Source organism: Mycobacterium sp. 4858, from assembly GCF_900240975.1.
GTDB lineage: Bacteria > Actinomycetota > Actinomycetes > Mycobacteriales > Mycobacteriaceae > Mycobacterium.
The window spans coordinates 232,652-250,250 of sequence record NZ_LT968776.1 but is presented as its reverse complement, the minus strand read 5'-3'; the positions used below and the strand labels follow the sequence as shown (position 1 = coordinate 250,250).

At 68.8% G+C, this 17,599-nt stretch carries 19 protein-coding genes; 9 read left to right on the top strand and 10 right to left on the bottom strand.

The annotated features are described in order from the left end of the window. Nucleotides 1–22 precede the first annotated feature (22 nt). Genes C1737_RS09355 through C1737_RS09335 form a run of 5 tightly spaced genes read right to left on the bottom strand, consistent with a single transcriptional unit; the run spans nucleotide 23 to nucleotide 3,606 of the window. The gene (locus tag C1737_RS09355; RefSeq protein WP_068097204.1) at nucleotides 23–745 is read right to left on the bottom strand and encodes a class II aldolase/adducin family protein; all 723 of its coding nucleotides are present in this window, start codon (nucleotides 743–745) and stop codon (nucleotides 23–25) included. Continuing rightward, nucleotides 742–1,536: a 3-(cis-5,6-dihydroxycyclohexa-1,3-dien-1-yl)propanoate dehydrogenase gene (gene hcaB, locus C1737_RS09350; RefSeq protein WP_068097202.1), complete on the bottom strand. Its 795-nt coding sequence runs from the start codon at nucleotides 1,534–1,536 to the stop codon at nucleotides 742–744. The genes C1737_RS09355 and hcaB overlap by 4 nt, the downstream gene beginning before the upstream one ends. Next, nucleotides 1,533–1,796: a dihydrodiol dehydrogenase gene (locus tag C1737_RS09345; RefSeq protein ID WP_068097199.1), complete on the bottom strand. Its 264-nt coding sequence runs from the start codon at nucleotides 1,794–1,796 to the stop codon at nucleotides 1,533–1,535. The genes hcaB and C1737_RS09345 overlap by 4 nt, the downstream gene beginning before the upstream one ends. Continuing rightward, nucleotides 1,793–2,311, bottom strand: a complete 519-nt coding sequence (locus C1737_RS09340; RefSeq protein ID WP_068097196.1) for a 3-phenylpropionate/cinnamic acid dioxygenase subunit beta — start codon at nucleotides 2,309–2,311, stop codon at nucleotides 1,793–1,795. The genes C1737_RS09345 and C1737_RS09340 overlap by 4 nt, the downstream gene beginning before the upstream one ends. Next, nucleotides 2,308–3,606 (bottom strand): aromatic ring-hydroxylating dioxygenase subunit alpha, encoded by a 1,299-nt coding sequence (locus C1737_RS09335; protein ID WP_231980465.1) that lies wholly within the window; start codon nucleotides 3,604–3,606, stop codon nucleotides 2,308–2,310. Before C1737_RS09335 ends, C1737_RS09340 begins: the two co-directional genes overlap by 4 nt. A 377-nt stretch (nucleotides 3,607–3,983) precedes the next feature. Here C1737_RS09335 and C1737_RS09330 point away from each other — a divergent pair, with 377 nt between their 5' ends. Genes C1737_RS09330 through C1737_RS09310 form a run of 5 tightly spaced genes read left to right on the top strand, consistent with a single transcriptional unit; the run spans nucleotide 3,984 to nucleotide 8,035 of the window. After that, the gene (locus tag C1737_RS09330) at nucleotides 3,984–4,955 is read left to right on the top strand and encodes a Rieske 2Fe-2S domain-containing protein (RefSeq protein WP_068097190.1); all 972 of its coding nucleotides are present in this window, start codon (nucleotides 3,984–3,986) and stop codon (nucleotides 4,953–4,955) included. Further along, nucleotides 4,952–5,437 carry a hemerythrin domain-containing protein gene (locus C1737_RS09325; protein ID WP_067918666.1) on the top strand — a complete coding sequence of 162 codons (486 nt, stop codon included), beginning with the start codon at nucleotides 4,952–4,954 and terminating at the stop codon, nucleotides 5,435–5,437. Before C1737_RS09330 ends, C1737_RS09325 begins: the two co-directional genes overlap by 4 nt. A 60-nt stretch (nucleotides 5,438–5,497) precedes the next feature. Continuing rightward, complete coding sequence (pcaH, locus tag C1737_RS09320; protein ID WP_068097187.1) at nucleotides 5,498–6,253, top strand: protocatechuate 3,4-dioxygenase subunit beta; 756 nt, start codon at nucleotides 5,498–5,500, stop codon at nucleotides 6,251–6,253. Then, on the top strand, nucleotides 6,246–6,809 hold the full coding sequence (pcaG, locus tag C1737_RS09315; RefSeq protein WP_068097184.1) for a protocatechuate 3,4-dioxygenase subunit alpha: 564 nt from the start codon (nucleotides 6,246–6,248) through the stop codon (nucleotides 6,807–6,809). Before pcaH ends, pcaG begins: the two co-directional genes overlap by 8 nt. After that, nucleotides 6,806–8,035 carry a lyase family protein gene (locus tag C1737_RS09310; RefSeq protein ID WP_102417936.1) on the top strand — a complete coding sequence of 410 codons (1,230 nt, stop codon included), beginning with the start codon at nucleotides 6,806–6,808 and terminating at the stop codon, nucleotides 8,033–8,035. Before pcaG ends, C1737_RS09310 begins: the two co-directional genes overlap by 4 nt. On the opposite strand, the gene C1737_RS09305 is transcribed toward C1737_RS09310, so the two are convergent. Beyond that, on the bottom strand, nucleotides 8,023–8,670 hold the full coding sequence (locus C1737_RS09305) for a TetR/AcrR family transcriptional regulator (protein WP_067918657.1): 648 nt from the start codon (nucleotides 8,668–8,670) through the stop codon (nucleotides 8,023–8,025). The two genes, C1737_RS09310 and C1737_RS09305, sit on opposite strands and share 13 nt — an antisense overlap. A gap of 255 nt (nucleotides 8,671–8,925) precedes the next feature. Here C1737_RS09305 and C1737_RS09300 point away from each other — a divergent pair, with 255 nt between their 5' ends. Both C1737_RS09300 and C1737_RS09295 read left to right on the top strand, forming a co-directional pair. After that, a complete protein-coding gene (locus tag C1737_RS09300) occupies nucleotides 8,926–9,207 on the top strand; it encodes a DUF1876 domain-containing protein (protein ID WP_067918654.1) in 282 nt (93 codons plus the stop codon). Nucleotides 9,208–9,234: 27 nt separating this feature from the next. After that, nucleotides 9,235–10,035 (top strand): HPF/RaiA family ribosome-associated protein, encoded by an 801-nt coding sequence (locus C1737_RS09295; protein WP_068097179.1) that lies wholly within the window; start codon nucleotides 9,235–9,237, stop codon nucleotides 10,033–10,035. Nucleotides 10,036–10,165: 130 nt separating this feature from the next. Here C1737_RS09295 and C1737_RS09290 read toward each other — a convergent pair whose 3' ends face one another. Then, a complete protein-coding gene (locus C1737_RS09290) occupies nucleotides 10,166–11,485 on the bottom strand; it encodes a phosphoribosyltransferase (protein ID WP_068097176.1) in 1,320 nt (439 codons plus the stop codon). A 10-nt stretch (nucleotides 11,486–11,495) separates the two neighbouring features. After that, on the bottom strand, nucleotides 11,496–12,620 hold the full coding sequence (locus C1737_RS09285; protein ID WP_068097173.1) for a hypothetical protein: 1,125 nt from the start codon (nucleotides 12,618–12,620) through the stop codon (nucleotides 11,496–11,498). A 214-nt stretch (nucleotides 12,621–12,834) separates the two neighbouring features. Here C1737_RS09285 and C1737_RS09280 point away from each other — a divergent pair, with 214 nt between their 5' ends. Continuing rightward, nucleotides 12,835–13,863: a YncE family protein gene (locus C1737_RS09280; RefSeq protein ID WP_142393443.1), complete on the top strand. Its 1,029-nt coding sequence runs from the start codon at nucleotides 12,835–12,837 to the stop codon at nucleotides 13,861–13,863. Between the two features lie 27 nt (nucleotides 13,864–13,890). Here C1737_RS09280 and C1737_RS09275 read toward each other — a convergent pair whose 3' ends face one another. After that, entirely contained in the window at nucleotides 13,891–15,729 is a 1,839-nt protein-coding gene (locus C1737_RS09275; RefSeq protein ID WP_068097166.1) for a long-chain fatty acid--CoA ligase, read from the bottom strand. A gap of 154 nt (nucleotides 15,730–15,883) precedes the next feature. Continuing rightward, on the bottom strand, nucleotides 15,884–16,147 hold the full coding sequence (locus C1737_RS09270; RefSeq protein ID WP_067918642.1) for a hypothetical protein: 264 nt from the start codon (nucleotides 16,145–16,147) through the stop codon (nucleotides 15,884–15,886). A 331-nt stretch (nucleotides 16,148–16,478) separates the two neighbouring features. Here C1737_RS09270 and C1737_RS09265 point away from each other — a divergent pair, with 331 nt between their 5' ends. Further along, nucleotides 16,479–17,459 (top strand): GNAT family N-acetyltransferase, encoded by a 981-nt coding sequence (locus C1737_RS09265; protein WP_199182820.1) that lies wholly within the window; start codon nucleotides 16,479–16,481, stop codon nucleotides 17,457–17,459. Nucleotides 17,460–17,599: the final 140 nt, after the last annotated feature.

Here is a 17,599-nt window from a genome sequence, read left to right as displayed (position 1 = left end):
CCTGACGCCGGTGGTCAAGTTCTCAGTCGGCCGGCAACCGCGCCACCTCGTGGCGCCAGGCGGCCTCGGTGTGCAGCGACGCTCCCAGGTCCGGCAGGTCGTCCCAATCGGCGTCGTCGATGTCGCGCAGGGTGCCGCCGGCGTTCTTGACCCGCAACGACATTCGGGCCAGCGCGTCGAGGCCGATCGCCTGCAGCACGGCCTGCGGCACGGTCGCGGCCGCGCTGGTGATCCCGTGTCCGCGGCAGATCACCACCTGCCGTCCGCCCATGGCCGCCACCATCTGCCTGGCCAGCGCCCGGGTGCGGATGAGCACGGCGCGCTCGTAGACGGGCACGCCCCCGCGGGCCAGCCGCGCGCCCGGAATGTCGTAGGCGCCGTAGATCGGCCGCAGCGCGATTCCGGCCAGGTCGGCGGCGACCACGGCGGGCGGATGCAGGTGCGCGACGGCGCGATGCGCCGGATCGGCCAGCATGGTCTCGACGTGGATGGGCAGTTCGTTGGGCACGCGGTACCCGTCGAGTTCGCCGTCACCGCCCGCGCCGCCGTCGAAGGTGACCAGCCGGATGTCGCTGGGCCGGGTGAACGCCACGCCGGCGTCGGTGTCGCTGCGGCATCGGACGAGCAGCCGCTCGTCGTCGACCCGCAGGCTCAGGTGGCCGAGGACACCGTCGACCAGGCCGCGGGCCGCGGCCACCCGACAGCCCTGCGCCACCAGGGCGCGCTGCTCGTCGAGGGAGGTCATGTCGGCGCGCCCAGCCCGAATCCGCCGTCGGGGCGGACGATTTCGCCGGTGATCCCGCGGGCCCGGTCGGAGGCCAGGAACACGAAACTCCAGGCGTGGTCGGCCCCGGTGAGCGCGACGTTCAGCGGCGTGCGCGCGGCCAGCTCCTGCGCCCGGTTGGGGGAGTCGTCCAGGCGAACCCCCTCGAGGCCCAGGCTGGCGAGCCCGCGCAGGTCGGTGCCCAGCGTGCCGCCCGGCGCCACCGCGTTGACCCGGATCCGCGGCGCCAGCTCGTGGGCCAGGGCGGCCACCAGGCCGCGGACGGCGAACTTCGACGCCACGTACAGGGTTCCGCCGCGTCCGGGATAGAAGGACGAGGCGGACGCGGTCAGGATGATCGAGGGTCCCGTGCCGGATCGCAACCGGGGGAGCGCCGCCTTGACCGACTGCAGTTGGCTCAGCACGTTGGTGCGAAACATCTCGTCGAACGCGCCGGGGAGGTCGTCGGCGGGGATGTCGCCGATGCCCCGGTAGAAGTCGAAGATCCCGACGCAGTGAACCAGCGTGTCCAGCCCGCCGTGGGCGCCCACCGCGGCGTCGATCGCTCGTTCGTTGGCGTCGCGGGTGACCGCGTCGCCCTCCACGACCGGGACGTCGGGTGACTCCGCGCGCAGGCTCTCGCACTTCTGGTGGTCGCGTTCCAGCGCAGCGACTTTGGCGCCCTCGGCGCGGAACGCGTCGAGCACGGCCCGGCCTATCCCCGAGCCGGCGCCGACGACCAGGGCGCGCTTGCCCTCGAGCCAGCCCGTCATCGCGGGTCCTCGTCGTCCGGCAGCAGCGGGGCGTGCGGATTGCCGACCATCGCCGCCAGGGTGCGGCTGTTCTGCCGGGTCAGGGCCTCGACTTCCAGCGCGTCCAGGGTGATCCACTGCCCCGATCGCGGCGCGCTGACCAGCAGCCTCGACCCGTTGCGGGTGTCGACGCGGCGCACCACCACCTCGGTGAATTCGTTTGCGACGACGAGGGGCTCGCCGACCGCCCCGTCGAGGAGTCGCTGCAGTTGTTCGCTCACAGGAACACCGCCAGGTTCTGCATCCGGAGCACGGATTCGTCGACAAAAATGTTGCGGCGGGCCAGCTTCCAGCCGTCGTCACACCGGCGCAGCAGGTCCTCGCGGCCGCACGACAGCAACGCGCTTTCGTTCACGTCACCCCGGCTGCGGAACAGCAGCTCGGCCGATTCGACCACCAGGTGCGCGGGGTCGTCGCCTTCGAAGGTGCGCACGTTGCTGACGAAGTGCCGCAGCCGCGACGGCGGATCCTCGGCCCAGGCGTGTTCGGTACCCATCCGGGCGACCCGCTGGCTCAGCGAATACTTGTCCTCGTCGAAGTGCGCCATTCCCGGTGAGGCGTCGAACCCGGCGCCGCGCGCGGTGGTCACCCGCACCGGCATCACGTAGCGGACGTCGTCGCTCAGCGTGTCCAGCCACTCCTCGTACCGCTGGGCGTCCAGCAGGTAGGCCTCGTCGACCAGGAACTGGTGGGCCTGCAGATGCCGAATGTCATGAAACGGCAACGCCTTTCTCATGCGCCTACCCCCTGCAGGTAGTCGGCCCACATGCTCAGCAGCGCGCGCTGGTTGTGCTCGTTGTAGCCGACCTGCGCCCGCCCCGGCCCGTGGAATGCCTCGGCGGTCAGTGGCTCGACCACCGGGCTGCCGTCGGGCAGCAGGCCCATCCGGCTGTTCAGCAGCAGCCGCCGCGCCATGGCACCGCCCGCGGTGGTGGTCAGCGACACCCAGTTCTCCACGTCGTCCTGCTCGAACATGCCGGTCGAACCGAAGCACATCAGATACGCCTTGTACGAATCCTGTTTGTACTGCGGGGGAGCGGCGGAGTCCACCGCGAACCACGAGCAGACCTCGGTCTCGTTCTCGCTGATCGGCTGCCACAGCCGGATCGAGATGAAGGGCAGGGTTTCATCGTGCTGACCGTCCCGCACCTTGGGCCAGTTGTGCACGAAGCTCAGATTGGGAAAGCAGGTGGCGGCCGAGATCATGAAGCCGTCCTCGCCGACCAAGCGCTGCTGTCGCGCCGTCCACACGTCCTTGATCCGGGCGATCATGTCGTCGGGATAGCCGACGTAGCGCATGCGCTCGTCGAAACCGCCCGGCGGCAGCTTGTAGGTGGTGCCGCCGCCCCGGTGCGCCCAGTAGGTCGCGCCGTCCTTGCGTTTCTGCGCTTTCGGCTCGCGAAACAGGCCGATGTCGACGATCGACGCATGGGTGTGCGGCGTGTGGTACATGTCGCCGGCGAAGTTCTCGGCGCCGATCTTCCAGTTGGCCCTGATGCGCCAGCGCTGCGGCCCCCGCACCTCGAGGCCGCCGGCGCTCTGCTTGGTGTAGAAGTCCAGATAGAACCGGAAGTCGCCGAGGAAGTCTTCGAGCGGTTCGGCTGCCGCGTCCATGCTGATGAACAGCAGACCGTTATAGCTCGCGAATTTCGGTGCGGGCAAAAGGGTTTGAGTATCCTTGGCGAACCCGTCCTCGCCGCCGTAGGCCTCCCGGTGGAACGGCAGGCCGGTGAGTCGGCCGTCGTTGCGGTAGGTCCAACCGTGGTAGGGGCAGCGGAAGTTGGTGGCGTTGCCCATCTCCGCGCGGCACACCTGCATGCCACGGTGCAGGCACATATTGAACAAGGCGCGCAATCGCCCGGTCGAGTCGCGGGTGATGATGAAGGAATCGTCGAGGACGCGGCGCACCACGTAGTCGCCGTCCTGCGGGATCTCGGACTCGTGCGCCACGAACGTCCACGCCCGGCCGAACAGTCGCTCCTTCTCCAGCGCGAACAGCTCGGCGTCGTTGTAGATGTGCGCGGGGATCATGCCGTCGCGGACGCTGGCGAAAACGGGGTCGAGAAGGCCGTCGCGGGCGGCGCGATGGACTGCCACGGCACCCCCGTCCCACGCTGTCATGTCTGCTGTGCAGAGATATCTTCCGCTAAGTAGAATCCCGCATTCACCCGCCCCCGGTCAATCGGGCGTTCCCGGGTGTCTCACCGGCGAGGATTCTCGGCCAGCTTTCTACAAGAAGGCTTTGTGGTAATTCACAGGTTGCTGACAATCATGTGGCCACGAGGCCGGGATACGGTGGTCACGTCGGCGCCACTGTCCATGTGAGCGCGCGGTAACCAAGGGGTAAAGGGTTTGATTTTGCGTGCGCTGCGACCAATTTGCGGCGCAGGTGAGGAAGGGCTGGTGCCATGGCCGCTCGGTCACTGGATGGTCGATTGCAAAAGCTCGGATCGCGAGTGGTGTCCGCCATCGGGCGTCAAGAGTGGCTGGATCGGCCGAGTTATCGGTTCGAGCACTTGTTGAGCTTCGCCTTCAACGGCCTCGGCGGCGCCCGCAACACCGTCACCAACGCGTTGCACGGAGTGTGGCTCGGCCACCCCGTGCACCCGCCGCTGGCGTCGCTGACGAGCGGCGCGTTGGGTACCACCGTCGCGCTCGACGCGCTCAGCCTGCTGCCGGGCCAACCCGCCACCGAGGTGCGCGACGCCTCGAAGTTCGCGTCCCGCGCGCTCGGCGTGGGGATCCTGGCCAGCATCGGTTCGGCCGTCACCGGCGTCACCGATTGGCAGCACACCCATGAGGCCGACCGCCGGGTGGGCGCCGTGCACGGTCTGGTGAACCTGGCCGCCACCGCGCTCTACGCGCAGTCGTGGTGGGATCGCCGCCGCGGCCGCCACGGCCGCGGAATCGCCCTCACCGCACTGGGTTACGGCATCACCGTCGCGGGCAGCTACCTGGGCGGCGCGTTGGTGTTCGAATCCGGCATCGGCATCGACCAGTCCGGCGCGCGGCTGCGCACCACGGAATGGAAGCCCGTGCTGCCCGCGAGCTCGCTGAACGGCAAGCCGGTGCGTGTCGAGGTCGACGGGGTGGGGCTGGTGGTCTGCCAGACCAGGCCGGGGGAGGTCGCGGCGTTCGGGGAGCTGTGTCCGCACCTGGCGGCCCCCATGGCCGACGGCTGGATCGACCGGGGGCGGCTCGTATGCCCTTGGCACGGTTCATGGTTCGCGGCCGAGTCGGGCGAAGTGCTGCGTGGCCCGGCGGCGGCGCCGCTGCCGTGCTATCAGGCGAGGTTGGTCGACGGAATGGTCGAGGTCCGGTCGGAACCCGAGCCCGGGCTCGGCGCAGCGGTGGGAATCGGAGAAGGGGAAGGCAAATGAACGCCTACGACGTGCTCAAAGAACACCACATCGTGATCAAGGGCCTGGGCCGCAAGGTCAGCGAGGCGCCGGTGAACAGCGAGGAGCGGCATGCCCTCTTCGACGACATGCTGATCGAACTCGACATCCACTTCCGCATCGAGGACGACCTGTACTACCCGGCCCTCAAGGACGCCACCAAACTGATCGCGGTGGCCCACGCCGAGCACCGCCAGGTGATCGACCAGCTTTCCGTGCTGCTCAAGACGCCGCAGAGCGCGCCGGGTTATGAGGACGAATGGAACTCCTTCAAGACGGTGCTGGAGGCCCACGCCGACGAAGAGGAGCGCGACATGATTCCGGCGCCCCCCGAGGTGAAGATCACCGACGCCGAACTCGAAGAGCTCGGCAACAAGATGGCCGCCAAGATGGAGCAGTACCGCGGGTCCGCCCTGTACAAGATGCGCACCAAGGGGCGGGCGGCGCTGGTGCGCTCGCTCTGACGGCGATCGCGCCGCTGATATGCGCGGCGTGCGCGGCCATCGAGAGTAGCGTCACGGCTCATGACCGCCGAGTGCGTCGCGTCTCAGGCTGACATCACGGCCGAGATCGCCGCCATCGCAGCCCAATACCGGGGGGCCGAAGCGCAGCCCCGGCTCGATTACCCGCCCTACCGCGGCACCGTGCTGCGCCATCCCACCCGCGCGCTGGTGGCGGTCGATCCCGAAGACATCGAACGCTGGGCACCGTGCTTCGGCCACCGCGACGTCGACCCGCTCGAGGCCGACCTGACGGCCGGCCATCCGGGCCAACCTCTGGGCGAACGGATCATCGTCGCCGGGCGGGTGCTCGACGGATCGGGCAAACCGGTCGCCGGACAGCTTCTCGAGGTCTGGCAAGCCAACGCGGGCGGCCGCTATCGCCACCAGCGCGACCAGCACCCCGCCCCGCTCGACCCCAACTTCACCGGGGCGGGCCGGTGCCTGACGGGGCCGGACGGCTCGTACCGCTTCGTCACCATCAAGCCCGGGCCGTACCCGTGGCGCAACCACCGCAACGCGTGGCGTCCCGCGCACGTCCACTTCTCCGTCTTCGGGACCGCGTTCACCCAGCGCCTGGTCACCCAGATGTACTTCCCGGGCGACCCGATGTTCGACCTGGACCCCATCTTTCAATCGGTGCTCGACCCCGCCGCGCGTCGACGGCTGATCGCCCGCTACGACCACGACCTCACCGAGCCCGAGTACGCGACCGGGTATCGCTGGGACATCGTGCTGGCCGGCGCGCGGAGAACGCCCGTCGAGGACGACGATGGCTGAATCCTGCTGCACCCCAGGACAAACGGTCGGACCGTTCCTCGACCTCGGCTTGCCCTATCCCGGCGATCGCGCGCTGGTGGGCGAGGGCCATCCGCGCGCCATCCGGCTGCGGGGCACCGTCTACGACGGCGCGGGCGAGGGTGTACCGGACGCGCTGGTCGAGCTGTGGCAGCCCGACGGCGCGGGGCGCGTCATCCAGCAGCCCGGTTCACTGCGCCGCGATACCGCCACGTTCACGGGATGGGGTCGGTGCGCGACCGACGCCGCCGGTGCCTACCGCTTCACCACCGTGACGCCCGGCTCGCCCGACGCCGCCCGGCCGCCGTTCTTCGCCCTCACCGTGTTCGCGCGGGGCCTGTTGGACTGCCTGTACACCCGCGCATACCTGCCCGACGGTGGCCTGGGCGCCGACCCGCTGCTGGCGGGCCTGGACGCCGAGCGCCGCGCCACCCTGCTGTGCGTCGCCGAAAACGAGTGCCCCGGCTACCGTTTCGACATCCGCCTGCAGGGGCCGGGCGAGACCGTGTTCCTGGCCTACCGGGGCGGTCGGCGATGACCAACCTGCTGTGGCCCGGAGACCATCGGGCCGGAGAGCACATGACGGATCGGGCCCTGCTGGAATCCATGGTCGCGGTGGAATCCGCCTGGCTGGACGCCCTGTCCGCCGCGGGCCTGGCCCCACCCGAGTGCGCCGGAGCCGACCTGCCAATGCTATTGACGCCCAACGATTGTGAGGCCCTGGCGGTTGGCGCCGAGGGTGGCGGCAACCCGGTGATCGGCCTCGTCGGCCTGCTGCGGGAGCGCGCCGCGCCGGCCGTGGCGCCGTGGATCCATCGCGGGCTCACCAGTCAGGACGTGCTGGACACCGGCCTGATGCTCGGCGTGCGCGAGGTCGTGGGGGAGCTGGCCGCACAACTGAAGGGTCAGATCTCGACGCTGACCGAGCTGGCCACCCTGCACCGGGTGACGCCCATGGTGGCACGCACCCTCACCCAGCACGCGGCGCCCACCACGTTCGGGGCGAAGGTGGCCGGCTGGCTGAACGGTGCCGTCGATGCCTTCGAGGGGTTGGCCGCGGTGGTCTGCCCCGTCCAGATCGGCGGGGCGGCCGGCACCTTGGCCGCCGGCACCGAGCTGGCGGCGCTGCTCACCGGCGCCGCCGACGCAGCCGCGGCCTCCACCGGCCTGGTGCACAGCGTCGCAACGGATTTGGGTTTGGTTTCCCGGCCGCCGTGGCACACGACGCGCACACCGGTCACCGCGGCGGCCGACGCGTTCGTCGGCTGCACCGACTCCTGGGGCCGGATCGCCTCGGACGTCGTCACCCTGACCCGTCCGGAGATCGGCGAGCTGAGCGAGCCGGGCGCCGCAAACCGTGGGGGTTCGTCGTCCATGCCGCACAAGCGGAACCCGGTGCTGTCCATCCTCATCCGCCGGGCCGCCCTGTCCGCACCCCAGCTGGCGGCCACCCTGCACACCGCCGCGGCGCTGACCAACGACGAGCGGCCTGACGGCGCCTGGCACGCCGAATGGGACGCCCTGCGCACTCTGGCCCGGCGCAGCCTCGTCGCCGGATCCCAATGCGGCGAACTGCTGGCGGGGCTGACGGTGCACGCCGACCGGATGTCCGACAACCTCGACGCGGCAGACGTTTCGGGGGAACAGAACGCGATCGCCGAGCTGGCGGGGAAGCCGCCGTCACCAACCTACTTCGGCGCGGTCGACCGACTGATCGACCAGAGCCTCGACCGCGCCCGGGGGGCCCTCGCTCAGCGCTGGTAGATGCTGGCCAGCCAGATGTGCAGCAAGGTTTCGACCGCCCTGTCCTCCGGCATCGCCTCGTCCTCGGCGGTGAACGTCGCGGCCATCACCCGCTCGCTCAACATGTTCAGTGCGACCGACAGCTGCTCGGCCGGGATGGTGTCGGGCGCTGCGCCCCGACCGCGCTCGGCCTTGATGGCCGCCGTGGTCAGCGAGATCCACCGCTGCATGAGCGCCGACCACAACTGGCGCACCTCGGGGTTGGTCGCCTTCGCCGCGGCGCCCGCCACGGCGACCGCCGGGTGAGAGCCCGACACCTCGAAGAACGCCTCGATGCGCGCCCGCCACAGCTCCGCGGGGTCGCCGGACGATATCCCGCCGAGATTCCTCAGTGCCGCATGCGCCTTGCCGTTCATCTGGTCGAGCAGCGACAGCAGCACCGCGTTCTTCGATCGGAAATAGAAGTAGAAGGTGGGGCGCGAAATCCCGGCGCCTTTTGCTAGGTCGTCCACGGAAAAGTCGGCCAGCGGTCGCTCCTGCAGCAGGCGCTCGGCCGTGGCCAGGATCGCCTGTTCGCGGTCGTCGCCCGAATGGGGCGACGACCGGCGGCCCCGCGAGGCATGCAGGTACTTGGTCTGTGTCGGGACGTCGGACACGCCCGTTACTGTTGGGCACGTCGATATACACGAACGAAACTGTCGATTAAGCCCAGCAATAATGTCGATTAAGTCGGCGCATTCTTCGTGCGCGTCCGCGCATTTGCTGATCTGCCTTCAACGCGCCCGGCCGGGCGTGGCGTGGCCGACGAACGGCCCGGCGATTCGGGACTTCCGCCCCTACTCGGGCACAGGCACGAAGTGGTCGCATCAATAGCGCCGAGGAAACGCTCGGCAACCCGAGGAGATCTGGCGATGACGAACACCGACGACGGCACCAAGCAATGCCACATCGACGTGCTGGTCGAAGAGCGCGACGAACGGACGCGGGCCAAGGCACGACTGTCGTGGGCGGGCAAGACGCTCGTGGGCACCGGCCTGGCGCGACTCGATCCGGCCGACCCGCCGGTGGCCGCCATCGGCGACGAGCTGGCCATCGCCCGCGCGCTGTCCGATCTGGCGAACCAGCTGTTCGCCGCGACATCCACCGACATCCAGGCCAGTACGCACGAGCCCGTCACGGGCCTGCATCACTGAGCGACACGACGGAGAACGAAAGCCATCATGAGACAACGCCCCGATCTGCCGGCCGCATTCGAGGTGCGGGTGACGACGCACGGTCAGCTGCCCGATGCCGAGGACTACGCACGCACGAAGATCGGCGAGCTCAGCCACCTCACCCACGAACCGGTGCTGGACGCCCACGTCAGGCTGAGCGAGCACGGTGACCCCGCCGTGGCTCGCCGCGTCATCGCTCAGGCGAACCTCGACGTCAACGGCCGGCCGGTGCGTGCGCAGGTCGAAGGCACCACCGAGCGGGAGGCGATCGATCGGCTCGAGGCGCGGCTACGCCGCCAGCTGGAGCGCGCCGCCGAGCACTGGGAGGCCAAACGGGCCGGTGTGCCCCGCCGCGGTCCGCATGAATGGCGGCACGAGAGCGAGCCGACGCACCGGCCGGAGTACTTCCCGCGGCCGGAAGACGAACGCCGAATCATGCGGCACAAGTCATACAGCCTGCCGACCTGCACGGTGGAAGAAGCTGCGCACGAGATGGAACAGCTCGACTACGACTTCCACCTCTTCACCGAGCAGGGCACCCGCCAAGACAGCGTCCTGTATCGCGGCGGGCCGACGGAATACCGCCTGGCACAGGTCAATCCGGCCGCCGGCGAGCTGGCGCCGTCCCGTCTGCCGCTGACCGTCAGCCCGCAGCCCGCCCCGCGGCTCGACGTCGAGCAAGCCATCGAGCGGATCGGGTTGCTCGGCCTGCCCTTCCTGTTCTTCGTCGACACCGCCCGCGACCGTGGCAGCGTGCTGTATCACCGCTACGACGGGCACTACGGCCTGATCACACCGGCAGGCTGAACACCGATAGACCAACTGAATCCGCGGCGGTCCCGGCATCCCCCCGTCCGGGACCGCCGCCCCAAACCCTCACAGGCGTGCAAACGGAAATGCTCCGTGCAAACGGAAATCCTCAGGGGTGCAAACGGATTCAGTGTTCCAGCTGCGCGAGGTGCTCGGTGAACCAGTCGCGCGCGAGCACAGCCACTTGCGCCAGGGCGCCCGTTTCCTCGAAGAGGTGGGTGGCGCCCGGCACCACAGCGACCTCACACTCGACCGGGATCTTCGATTGGGCCTGCCGGTTGAGCGCCAGCACCATCTCGTCGCGTCCGCCCACGATCAACAACGTCGGGGCGTCAACGTGGCTCAGCGCGTCGCCGGCCAGATCCGGCCGGCCGCCGCGCGAGACGACCGCGGCGACCTTGACCCCGGGATGGGCGGCGGCGCTCAGCGCCGCGCCCGCCCCGGTGCTGGCGCCGAAGTAGCCGACCGGCAATGCGGCGGTGTCGGGCTGCCCCGCCAGCCAGCCCGTCACGTCCACCAGGCGACCCGCGAGCAGCGCGATGTCGAATACATTGGCGCGGTTGCGTTCTTCCGCCGGGGTGAGCAGGTCGAAGAGCACGGTGGCGAAGCCGGCGTTGTTGAGCACCTCGGCGACAAAGCGATTGCGCGGACTGTGCCTGCTGCTGCCGCTGCCGTGGGCGAATACCACGACACCCTTGGGGCGCTCGGGAATGGTCAGGTGCCCGGCCACCGCAACGGGTCCCGTCGGCACCCAGATCTCCTCGTCGCGCAGCGGCGGATCATCGGTGTCGGCGGCGACCACCCCGAAATCGTCTCGCGCGCTTTCGAGCAGGGCGACCACCTCGTCATCCGAGGTCTGAGGGAAGTGCCGGTATCCCTGGCCGACGGCCAGATACGGCACCGGCGTCTCCAGGCACACCACCTCGTCGGCGTATTGAGCGAACTGCCGGGCGGTCTCCGCCGCCGCGATGGGAACGGCCAACACCACCCTGCTGGCCCCCTCGGCCCGGGCCACCTGGCAGGCGGCCTGTGCGGTGGCGCCGGTCGCGATGCCGTCGTCGACGATCAGCGCGATCCGGCCGACCAGCGGAACCGGTTGGTGCGCACCGCGGAAGCGTTCCGACCGGTGTTGCAGCTCGGCCAGCTCCTGGGCCTCGACCGCAGCCATCTCCTGGTGGGTGAGCCGGGCCTCGCGAACCACGGCGTCGCTGAATACCCGAACTCCGCCGTCGCCGACCGCGCCGAACGCGAGTTCGCGGTGGTAGGGCACTCCGAGCTTGCGCACCAACAGCACGTCGAGGGGGGCGTGCAGCGCCTTGGCGACCTCGAAGGCCACCGGAACCCCGCCGCGCGGCAGGCCGAGCACCACAACGTCCTGCCCGCGCAGATATCCCATCCGCGAGGCCAATTGGCGTCCCGCGTCGGCCCGGTCGATGAAACGCCTCATGGTGAGCTCCCTAAGTTCGGCGACCCGCGACTCTGTCGGTCGCGGCATACCGCAGCAACGCGCCGGCGCCGGCCTCGGGCGCGATCCGGTTGCCGGCCCGCACCAGGGAGGCGCCGACCGCGATCGCGCAGAACGGCAACGCCTCGTCGGCCCTGGCCACCCGTTTCACCGGTTCACCCAGCTCGGACAGCGCATCGGCATCGGGAGCGATCGTGGTCAGCGCCTGGCCGGTAACCACCGTGGCGTCGCCCAGGTCGCCGACGAGCAGCGTGTCGACGTTCCCGTCGCGCAGCACCGCGCACACGGCGGCCAGGCCGTCGACCGACAGCCCGGAGTGGCGTCCCTGTTCGGCTTCGAATCGTTCGGCGGCGCCGGCCATTTCGGCGCTTCGACGGCGTTCGAACTCGGCGGCGGTCAGTTCGCGGATTTCGTTCTCGTCGATACCGGTCTTGCGGGCGGCGGCGTGCAGCTGCACGACCCGGACGGCCACCCGCTCCGGCAGCTCGACCGTCACGTCCGCGAGCGAACGCACCTGCCCGCTGAGGAACACCACCTCGGGGTCCGCCTCGTCCACCAGCCGGGTGAGCTCGTCGGCGACCGCACGGCAGTTCATCCGGATCGCCTCCTCGGTGGTGTGCTGGAGGTCGCCATACCCGTTCCAGCCGGCCGTGACCGGCTTATGCACCGGGTAGCCGCCACCGTCGACAGTCTTCGAGGTGACGGCACCGCCCTGAAAGAGGCTGATGTCCGCCCCGGTGTGATCGACCGCGGCGAACACGTACGTCGGGTGCTGCACCTGCATACCGATCAACGGCACGACATACGGGTAATCGGAGAGGCGCACCACCGTGGCCGCCGGTGGGGCGATCAGCGGCTCGTCGACCAGCACCTGATCGCCCGTCGCGATCACGGCGCGGCCCCGCCGACCGACGGCGGGCCGATGATGCAGCACGGCCTGCTCGAGCAGGCCCAGGACGTTCGTGCCCGCGCCCATGTCCTCGAGTTGCCTGCGGATGTCGCCCCACTTCACTTCGAGCTGCTCGGCGGCGTCCAAGGTGTCGTGCGAGTCGTCGAAGTACACCGACACGAACGGGCCCTGCGCCTTCGCCAGCCCCTTAAGGCGATCTGCGTGCATGCCATCCCTCCACTGCTTGCGTCGTCTTTTGCTGTTCACCCGACCGTATGGAGCACGACAGTGACGACACGAGGGCCGTTGGCCCCTGGCTGCGGGTCTAAGGTCCCAGACCTTGCGCGGCCGCGACGCCTGGCGCCGCTTCCCGGACCGAAGCGGTCGTTTCGATGACTTTCTTCCCTACTTCCTCGCCGCCGGCTTGCCAACGATGGGACGGGTGGAACGACGAACCGGGGGATCCGTCATCGCACAGGTGACATTCGACGACCGGCTGCACGACCTCACCGCCAATCCCGGCAACTCGGTTGGCTACGCGGCGCTGAGCGACTCGGTGGCATTCATCAGCAGCCAGCACGAGGTCTCGTGCGCGATCCCGGTCGGGGCGCATCCCAGGGCGCTGACGATGGGCGCCGACGGCAGCCGGCTGTACACCGTCAACCACGGCGGCTCGATCTCGGTGATCGACATATCCGACCACCGCGTCGGTGTCATTCCCGGCGCGTGCTGCGTGCAGCAGGTCGACACACCGGATGGGGCGGTGGTCTACGCGGCCGGCAATGCCGCGAATCGAGGGCTGGTGTGGGCGCTCGGCGAGGGCGCCGCCATCGGCGGCGCCGTGGCCGCGTTCGACGGCCGCGTCGTCACCGGCCTGGTGGCCGACGCCGAACGCCAACGCCTGTACGTGGGGCTGTGCCGACCCAGCGATCACCACCGCCAATACGACGCCGGTTCGCTCGCGGTCATCGACACCGCAACGGATGCGGTGATCCACACGGTTGACCTGATCGGCGCGCCCGACATGATCACCATCGGCGGGTCGCTGCTGTGCGCGACACATTATGACCATTGCCGTGTCTCGGCAATCGATCTCGTGTCCTTCGACGTCAGGTCAATCAACCTGGGAGACAAGCCGATCGAGGCGCAAATCACGCCGGATGGCTTGCGGGCGTTTGTGGTGAACAGCGGTTCGTTGTCGGTGATCGACACGGTCGCCGGCGAAGCGGAGCGAATGCCGGCCGGGGACCTGCCGCGCTGTGTGCGGATCAGCCCGAGCGGCAAATACGCCTATGTGAGCAACTTCGGCGGGCGCAGCGTGTCGATCGTCGACACCATCGCCCAATGCGTAACGGACACCATCGATTTCGACGGTCATCCCGAAGCGCTGGCGGTGAGCGCGGACGGCGAACGGCTCTACGTCGGCGACTACTGGTCGGGAACCGTCACCGTCGTCTCGGTCCAGCCGTAGCTTTACCAAGAACGGTAGAGGCGCCGTTCACCCGTACAGGGCGTCCAGGGGGTCGGCGAACTTTTCGATGACCACCTTGCGCTTGAGCTTCATGCTGGGCGTCAGATCGCCCGACTCCACGGTGAATTCGCGGTCGGCGATGGTGAACTTCTTGATCTGCTCCCAGCGATTCAGCTCGGCGTTCAAGGCGTCGATGTAGCCGGCGATCAGCTCCTGGGTCTTGTCGTCATGCGCGATCTCGGCGAACGACTTACCCGCCAGACCGTTCTTGTCGGCCCAGTCGGTGATGGCCTCGGTGTCGAGGCTGACCAGAGCGACACAGTATGGCTTGCCCTCGCCGTAGACGACGATCTCGCTCACGTACGGGCAAGAGCCTTTGAACCGCGCATCGATCGCCGACGGCGCCACGTACTTGCCTTGCGAGGTCTTGAACATGTCCTTCTTGCGGTCGGTGATCCGCAGGAACCCGTCGGCGTCGATCTGCCCGATGTCGCCGGTGTGGAACCAGCCGTCCCCGTCGAGCGCCTCGGCCGTGGCGTCCGGCAGGCCGTGGTAGGCGGTCATCAGACCGGGCCCCTTGAGCAAGATCTCGCCGTCGTCGGCGATCTTGACGTCGGTGGCCGGGAAGGGCCGGCCGACGGTCCCGAACCGGTATGCGTTGGGGCGGTTGATGAACGATGCGGCCGCCGTCTCGGTCAGCCCGTAGCCTTCGAGCACGATGATGCCCACCGCGTCGAACCATTGCGCGACGTCGCGGTCGAGGGCCGCGGCCGCGGAGACGAAGAACCGCAGGCGCCCGCCGAACCGTTCCCGGATCGTGGAGAGCACCAGCCGGTCGGCGACCTTGTAGGACAGCGACGACGCCAGCGAGGGAGCCTTGCCGGCCTGCCGGGCTTTCGACACCTTCAGGCCGACCCCGATCGCCCAATCGAAGACCATCTTCTTGAGCCTGCCCTGCTCGGCGGCCATGTCCTGGATGCGGGCGTGCGCCTTCTCGAAGATGCGCGGCGCCGCGCCCATAATGGTCGGGCGCAGGGCCGCGAGGTTATCGATGATCCTCTCGACCCGGCCGTCGATGGCCGTGGGGAAACCGATCTGCAGGGGCAACGCCAGCATCACCTTGCCGAACGCGTGCGCCAGCGGCAGCCAGAGGAAATTCAGGTCGTCGGGGCCCAGGATGTCCAGCGAATCGATGGCCGCCGCGGTGTACGTCCACGCCCCGTGCGTCAACCGCACACCCTTGGGCCGCCCGGTGGTGCCGGAGGTGTAGATGAGGCTGGCCAGCTGTTGGGGGCCGACGGCGGCGATCCGCTGGTTGACGGCGTCGGGTGAATCGGCAAGCAGTTGCTTGCCCAACAGATCCAGGTCGGAAAGGGAGATCACCCAGTCGCCGTCGCCGTTGCCGTCGATCATGACGACCTTGCGCACATCGGGCAGTTCGGCGCGGTGCTCGAGCAGCTTGTCCAGCTGAGTTTGGTTCTCGGCGACCACCACCCGGCTGCCGGAGTTGGCGACGATGTAGGCGACATCGCCGGCGTTGGTCGTCGGGTAGACCGTGGTGGTCGCGGCGCCCGCGCACATGATCGCGAAGTCGACGAGCACCCACTCGTAACGGGTCGCGCACGCGAGCGCGACCCGATCCTCGTGCTCGATTCCCAGCGAGATCAGGCCCGCGGCGAGATTATTGACGCGCTCGCCGACCTGCTGCCAGGTCACGCTTGCCCAGGTGTGGTCTTGTGGGTAGCGAAAGGCCTCCGCGTGCGGGGTGGCGGCGACGCGGTTGACGAACATCTGTGCCACCGACGGCGCGCGGTTCTCGATCTTGCGGAAATCGGGCCTCTCCGTTGAGGCGAGTGATGCTTTCATAGCTCGAATCCATTGTTGCCGAACGGGAACCGGTGGCGTGCTGCACCGGCATATGATTCGATCCTGCGGAGGGTGGCGGTCCGGCGATAGAGACGAAAGTCACGTGGAAGGTCGGCAAACGTCCCCGGGGACCGCGTCCGACCGGCGGCGGTTGTCAGTCCGTCGGGGCTATCTCGATGGACAGGCACTCGCCCAGGGCGTGTGCCGCGGACCAGTCGCCGCCTCGAACGGCGCGCTCGAGGTCGTCGACCAAGGGGCTGTGGGCACCGAGTTCGGCCAGCCAGGCGGACACGGTTTCGGGAATCTGATTGGCGGGCACGCGGGCGACATGTCCCTCGTGGAGGCGATCGGTCAGCTGATAGATCGCGGCCGTGGGCTTACGCTGAGGCCAATGTTGCCGCCACTTCGCTGTATTCATGTCCCCTCCCCATTAGCCGTAACGATCCATTCGACCAGTCCCGAAGGTCCGGCCGTAGAGGCCAAGAGCACGATTACCGAAAGGCTTTGGTCTTACTTCCGGCCTGCCGAAGTCCCAGTCCGGCAGGGTCTTTTGTCACTGCGGTCACCTACTTACTTCTCCGGCGATGGCGGTGCCGGTCGCGTACCGTACATCGCGGATGGTGCATGGCCACGTTACTCGTTTCAAGGGTCCTGGATTCCGAATTCGGCGAGATGACCGCATTAGCAATGGATTCGCAATCGGGGTGTGACTCGGGACGGAGTCTGAGGCTGACGGGTGGCCCGCTGTGATGTCTGTCAGCGCCGAGGAACTGGCGGCGCTGCCGGTGTTCGCCGATATCGAGGCGAAGGACCTCGCGGGGTTGGCTACCCTCCTCGAGCCCTTGCATGCCGCCGCCGGCGAGGTCCTGATGCGGCAGGGGGAGCCAGCGGAATCATTCGCGATCATCGCGTCCGGCTCGGTCGCCATCAGGCATGTCGGCCCGAAGGGGCGGGTGATCACCACCGAGCTGTCGTGCGCGACCGTCGTCGGCGAGATCGCTTTGCTGCGCCACGCGAGCCGGACGGCAACGGTGACCGCGCGGGAGGACGTGTCGGGCTACACCGGATACAGCGCCGCCTTCGACCTCATGCTGGCCATGCCGGTTATCGCCGAGAGGTTGCTGCGTACCGCGCGGCAGCGGCTGGCCGCTTACGTCGCCCCCATCCCGGTATCGACCAAAGACGGCGCCGCGCTCTCGTTGCGCCCCGTCCTGCCCGGTGACGCCGAGCGGTTCAAGAGCAGCGGTTCCTTCTCGCGCGAGACCCTGTACCGGCGGTACCAGGGCGGCGCCCCGACCGACGCGCGGCTGACCTATCTGTTCGAGGTCGACTATGTCGACCACTTCGTCTGGGTCGTCACCGACGGCGTGACGGGCCCGGTCGTCGCTGACGCCCGTTTCGTCCGGGATCAAGACGATCCGGCCTCGGCGGAGGTCGCGCTCACCGTGGCGGACGGCTACCAGGGCCGTGGAATCGGCACGCTGTTGCTGGGCGCACTGGCGGTCGCGGCCCGCGTCGACGGCATCAAGCGGTTCCACGCCCGCGTGCTGTCCGACAATCCGCCCGCGCGCGCGTTGGGCGACAAAGTGGACGCCCACTGGGCGCACGAGGAACCGGGCGTGGTCACCACGAGGGGGGAGATCCCCCGTTTCCGCGATCTGCCCCTCGATCGCGCCATGTACCAGCAGATCGGGCAGGTGGCCCGCCAGGTGATCCATGCATTCGACTAGCGCCCCGAGTGACAAACGCCCCGCGGTTTGATGGCTTTGCGCCCTTACCGGAAAGCCGGGCACGCCCGCACCATGAGGACTGATTCGCCAGTTCGAGGATTGCAGTTCGAGGAGTCGTGCCATGGAGTCGCTCATCGGGT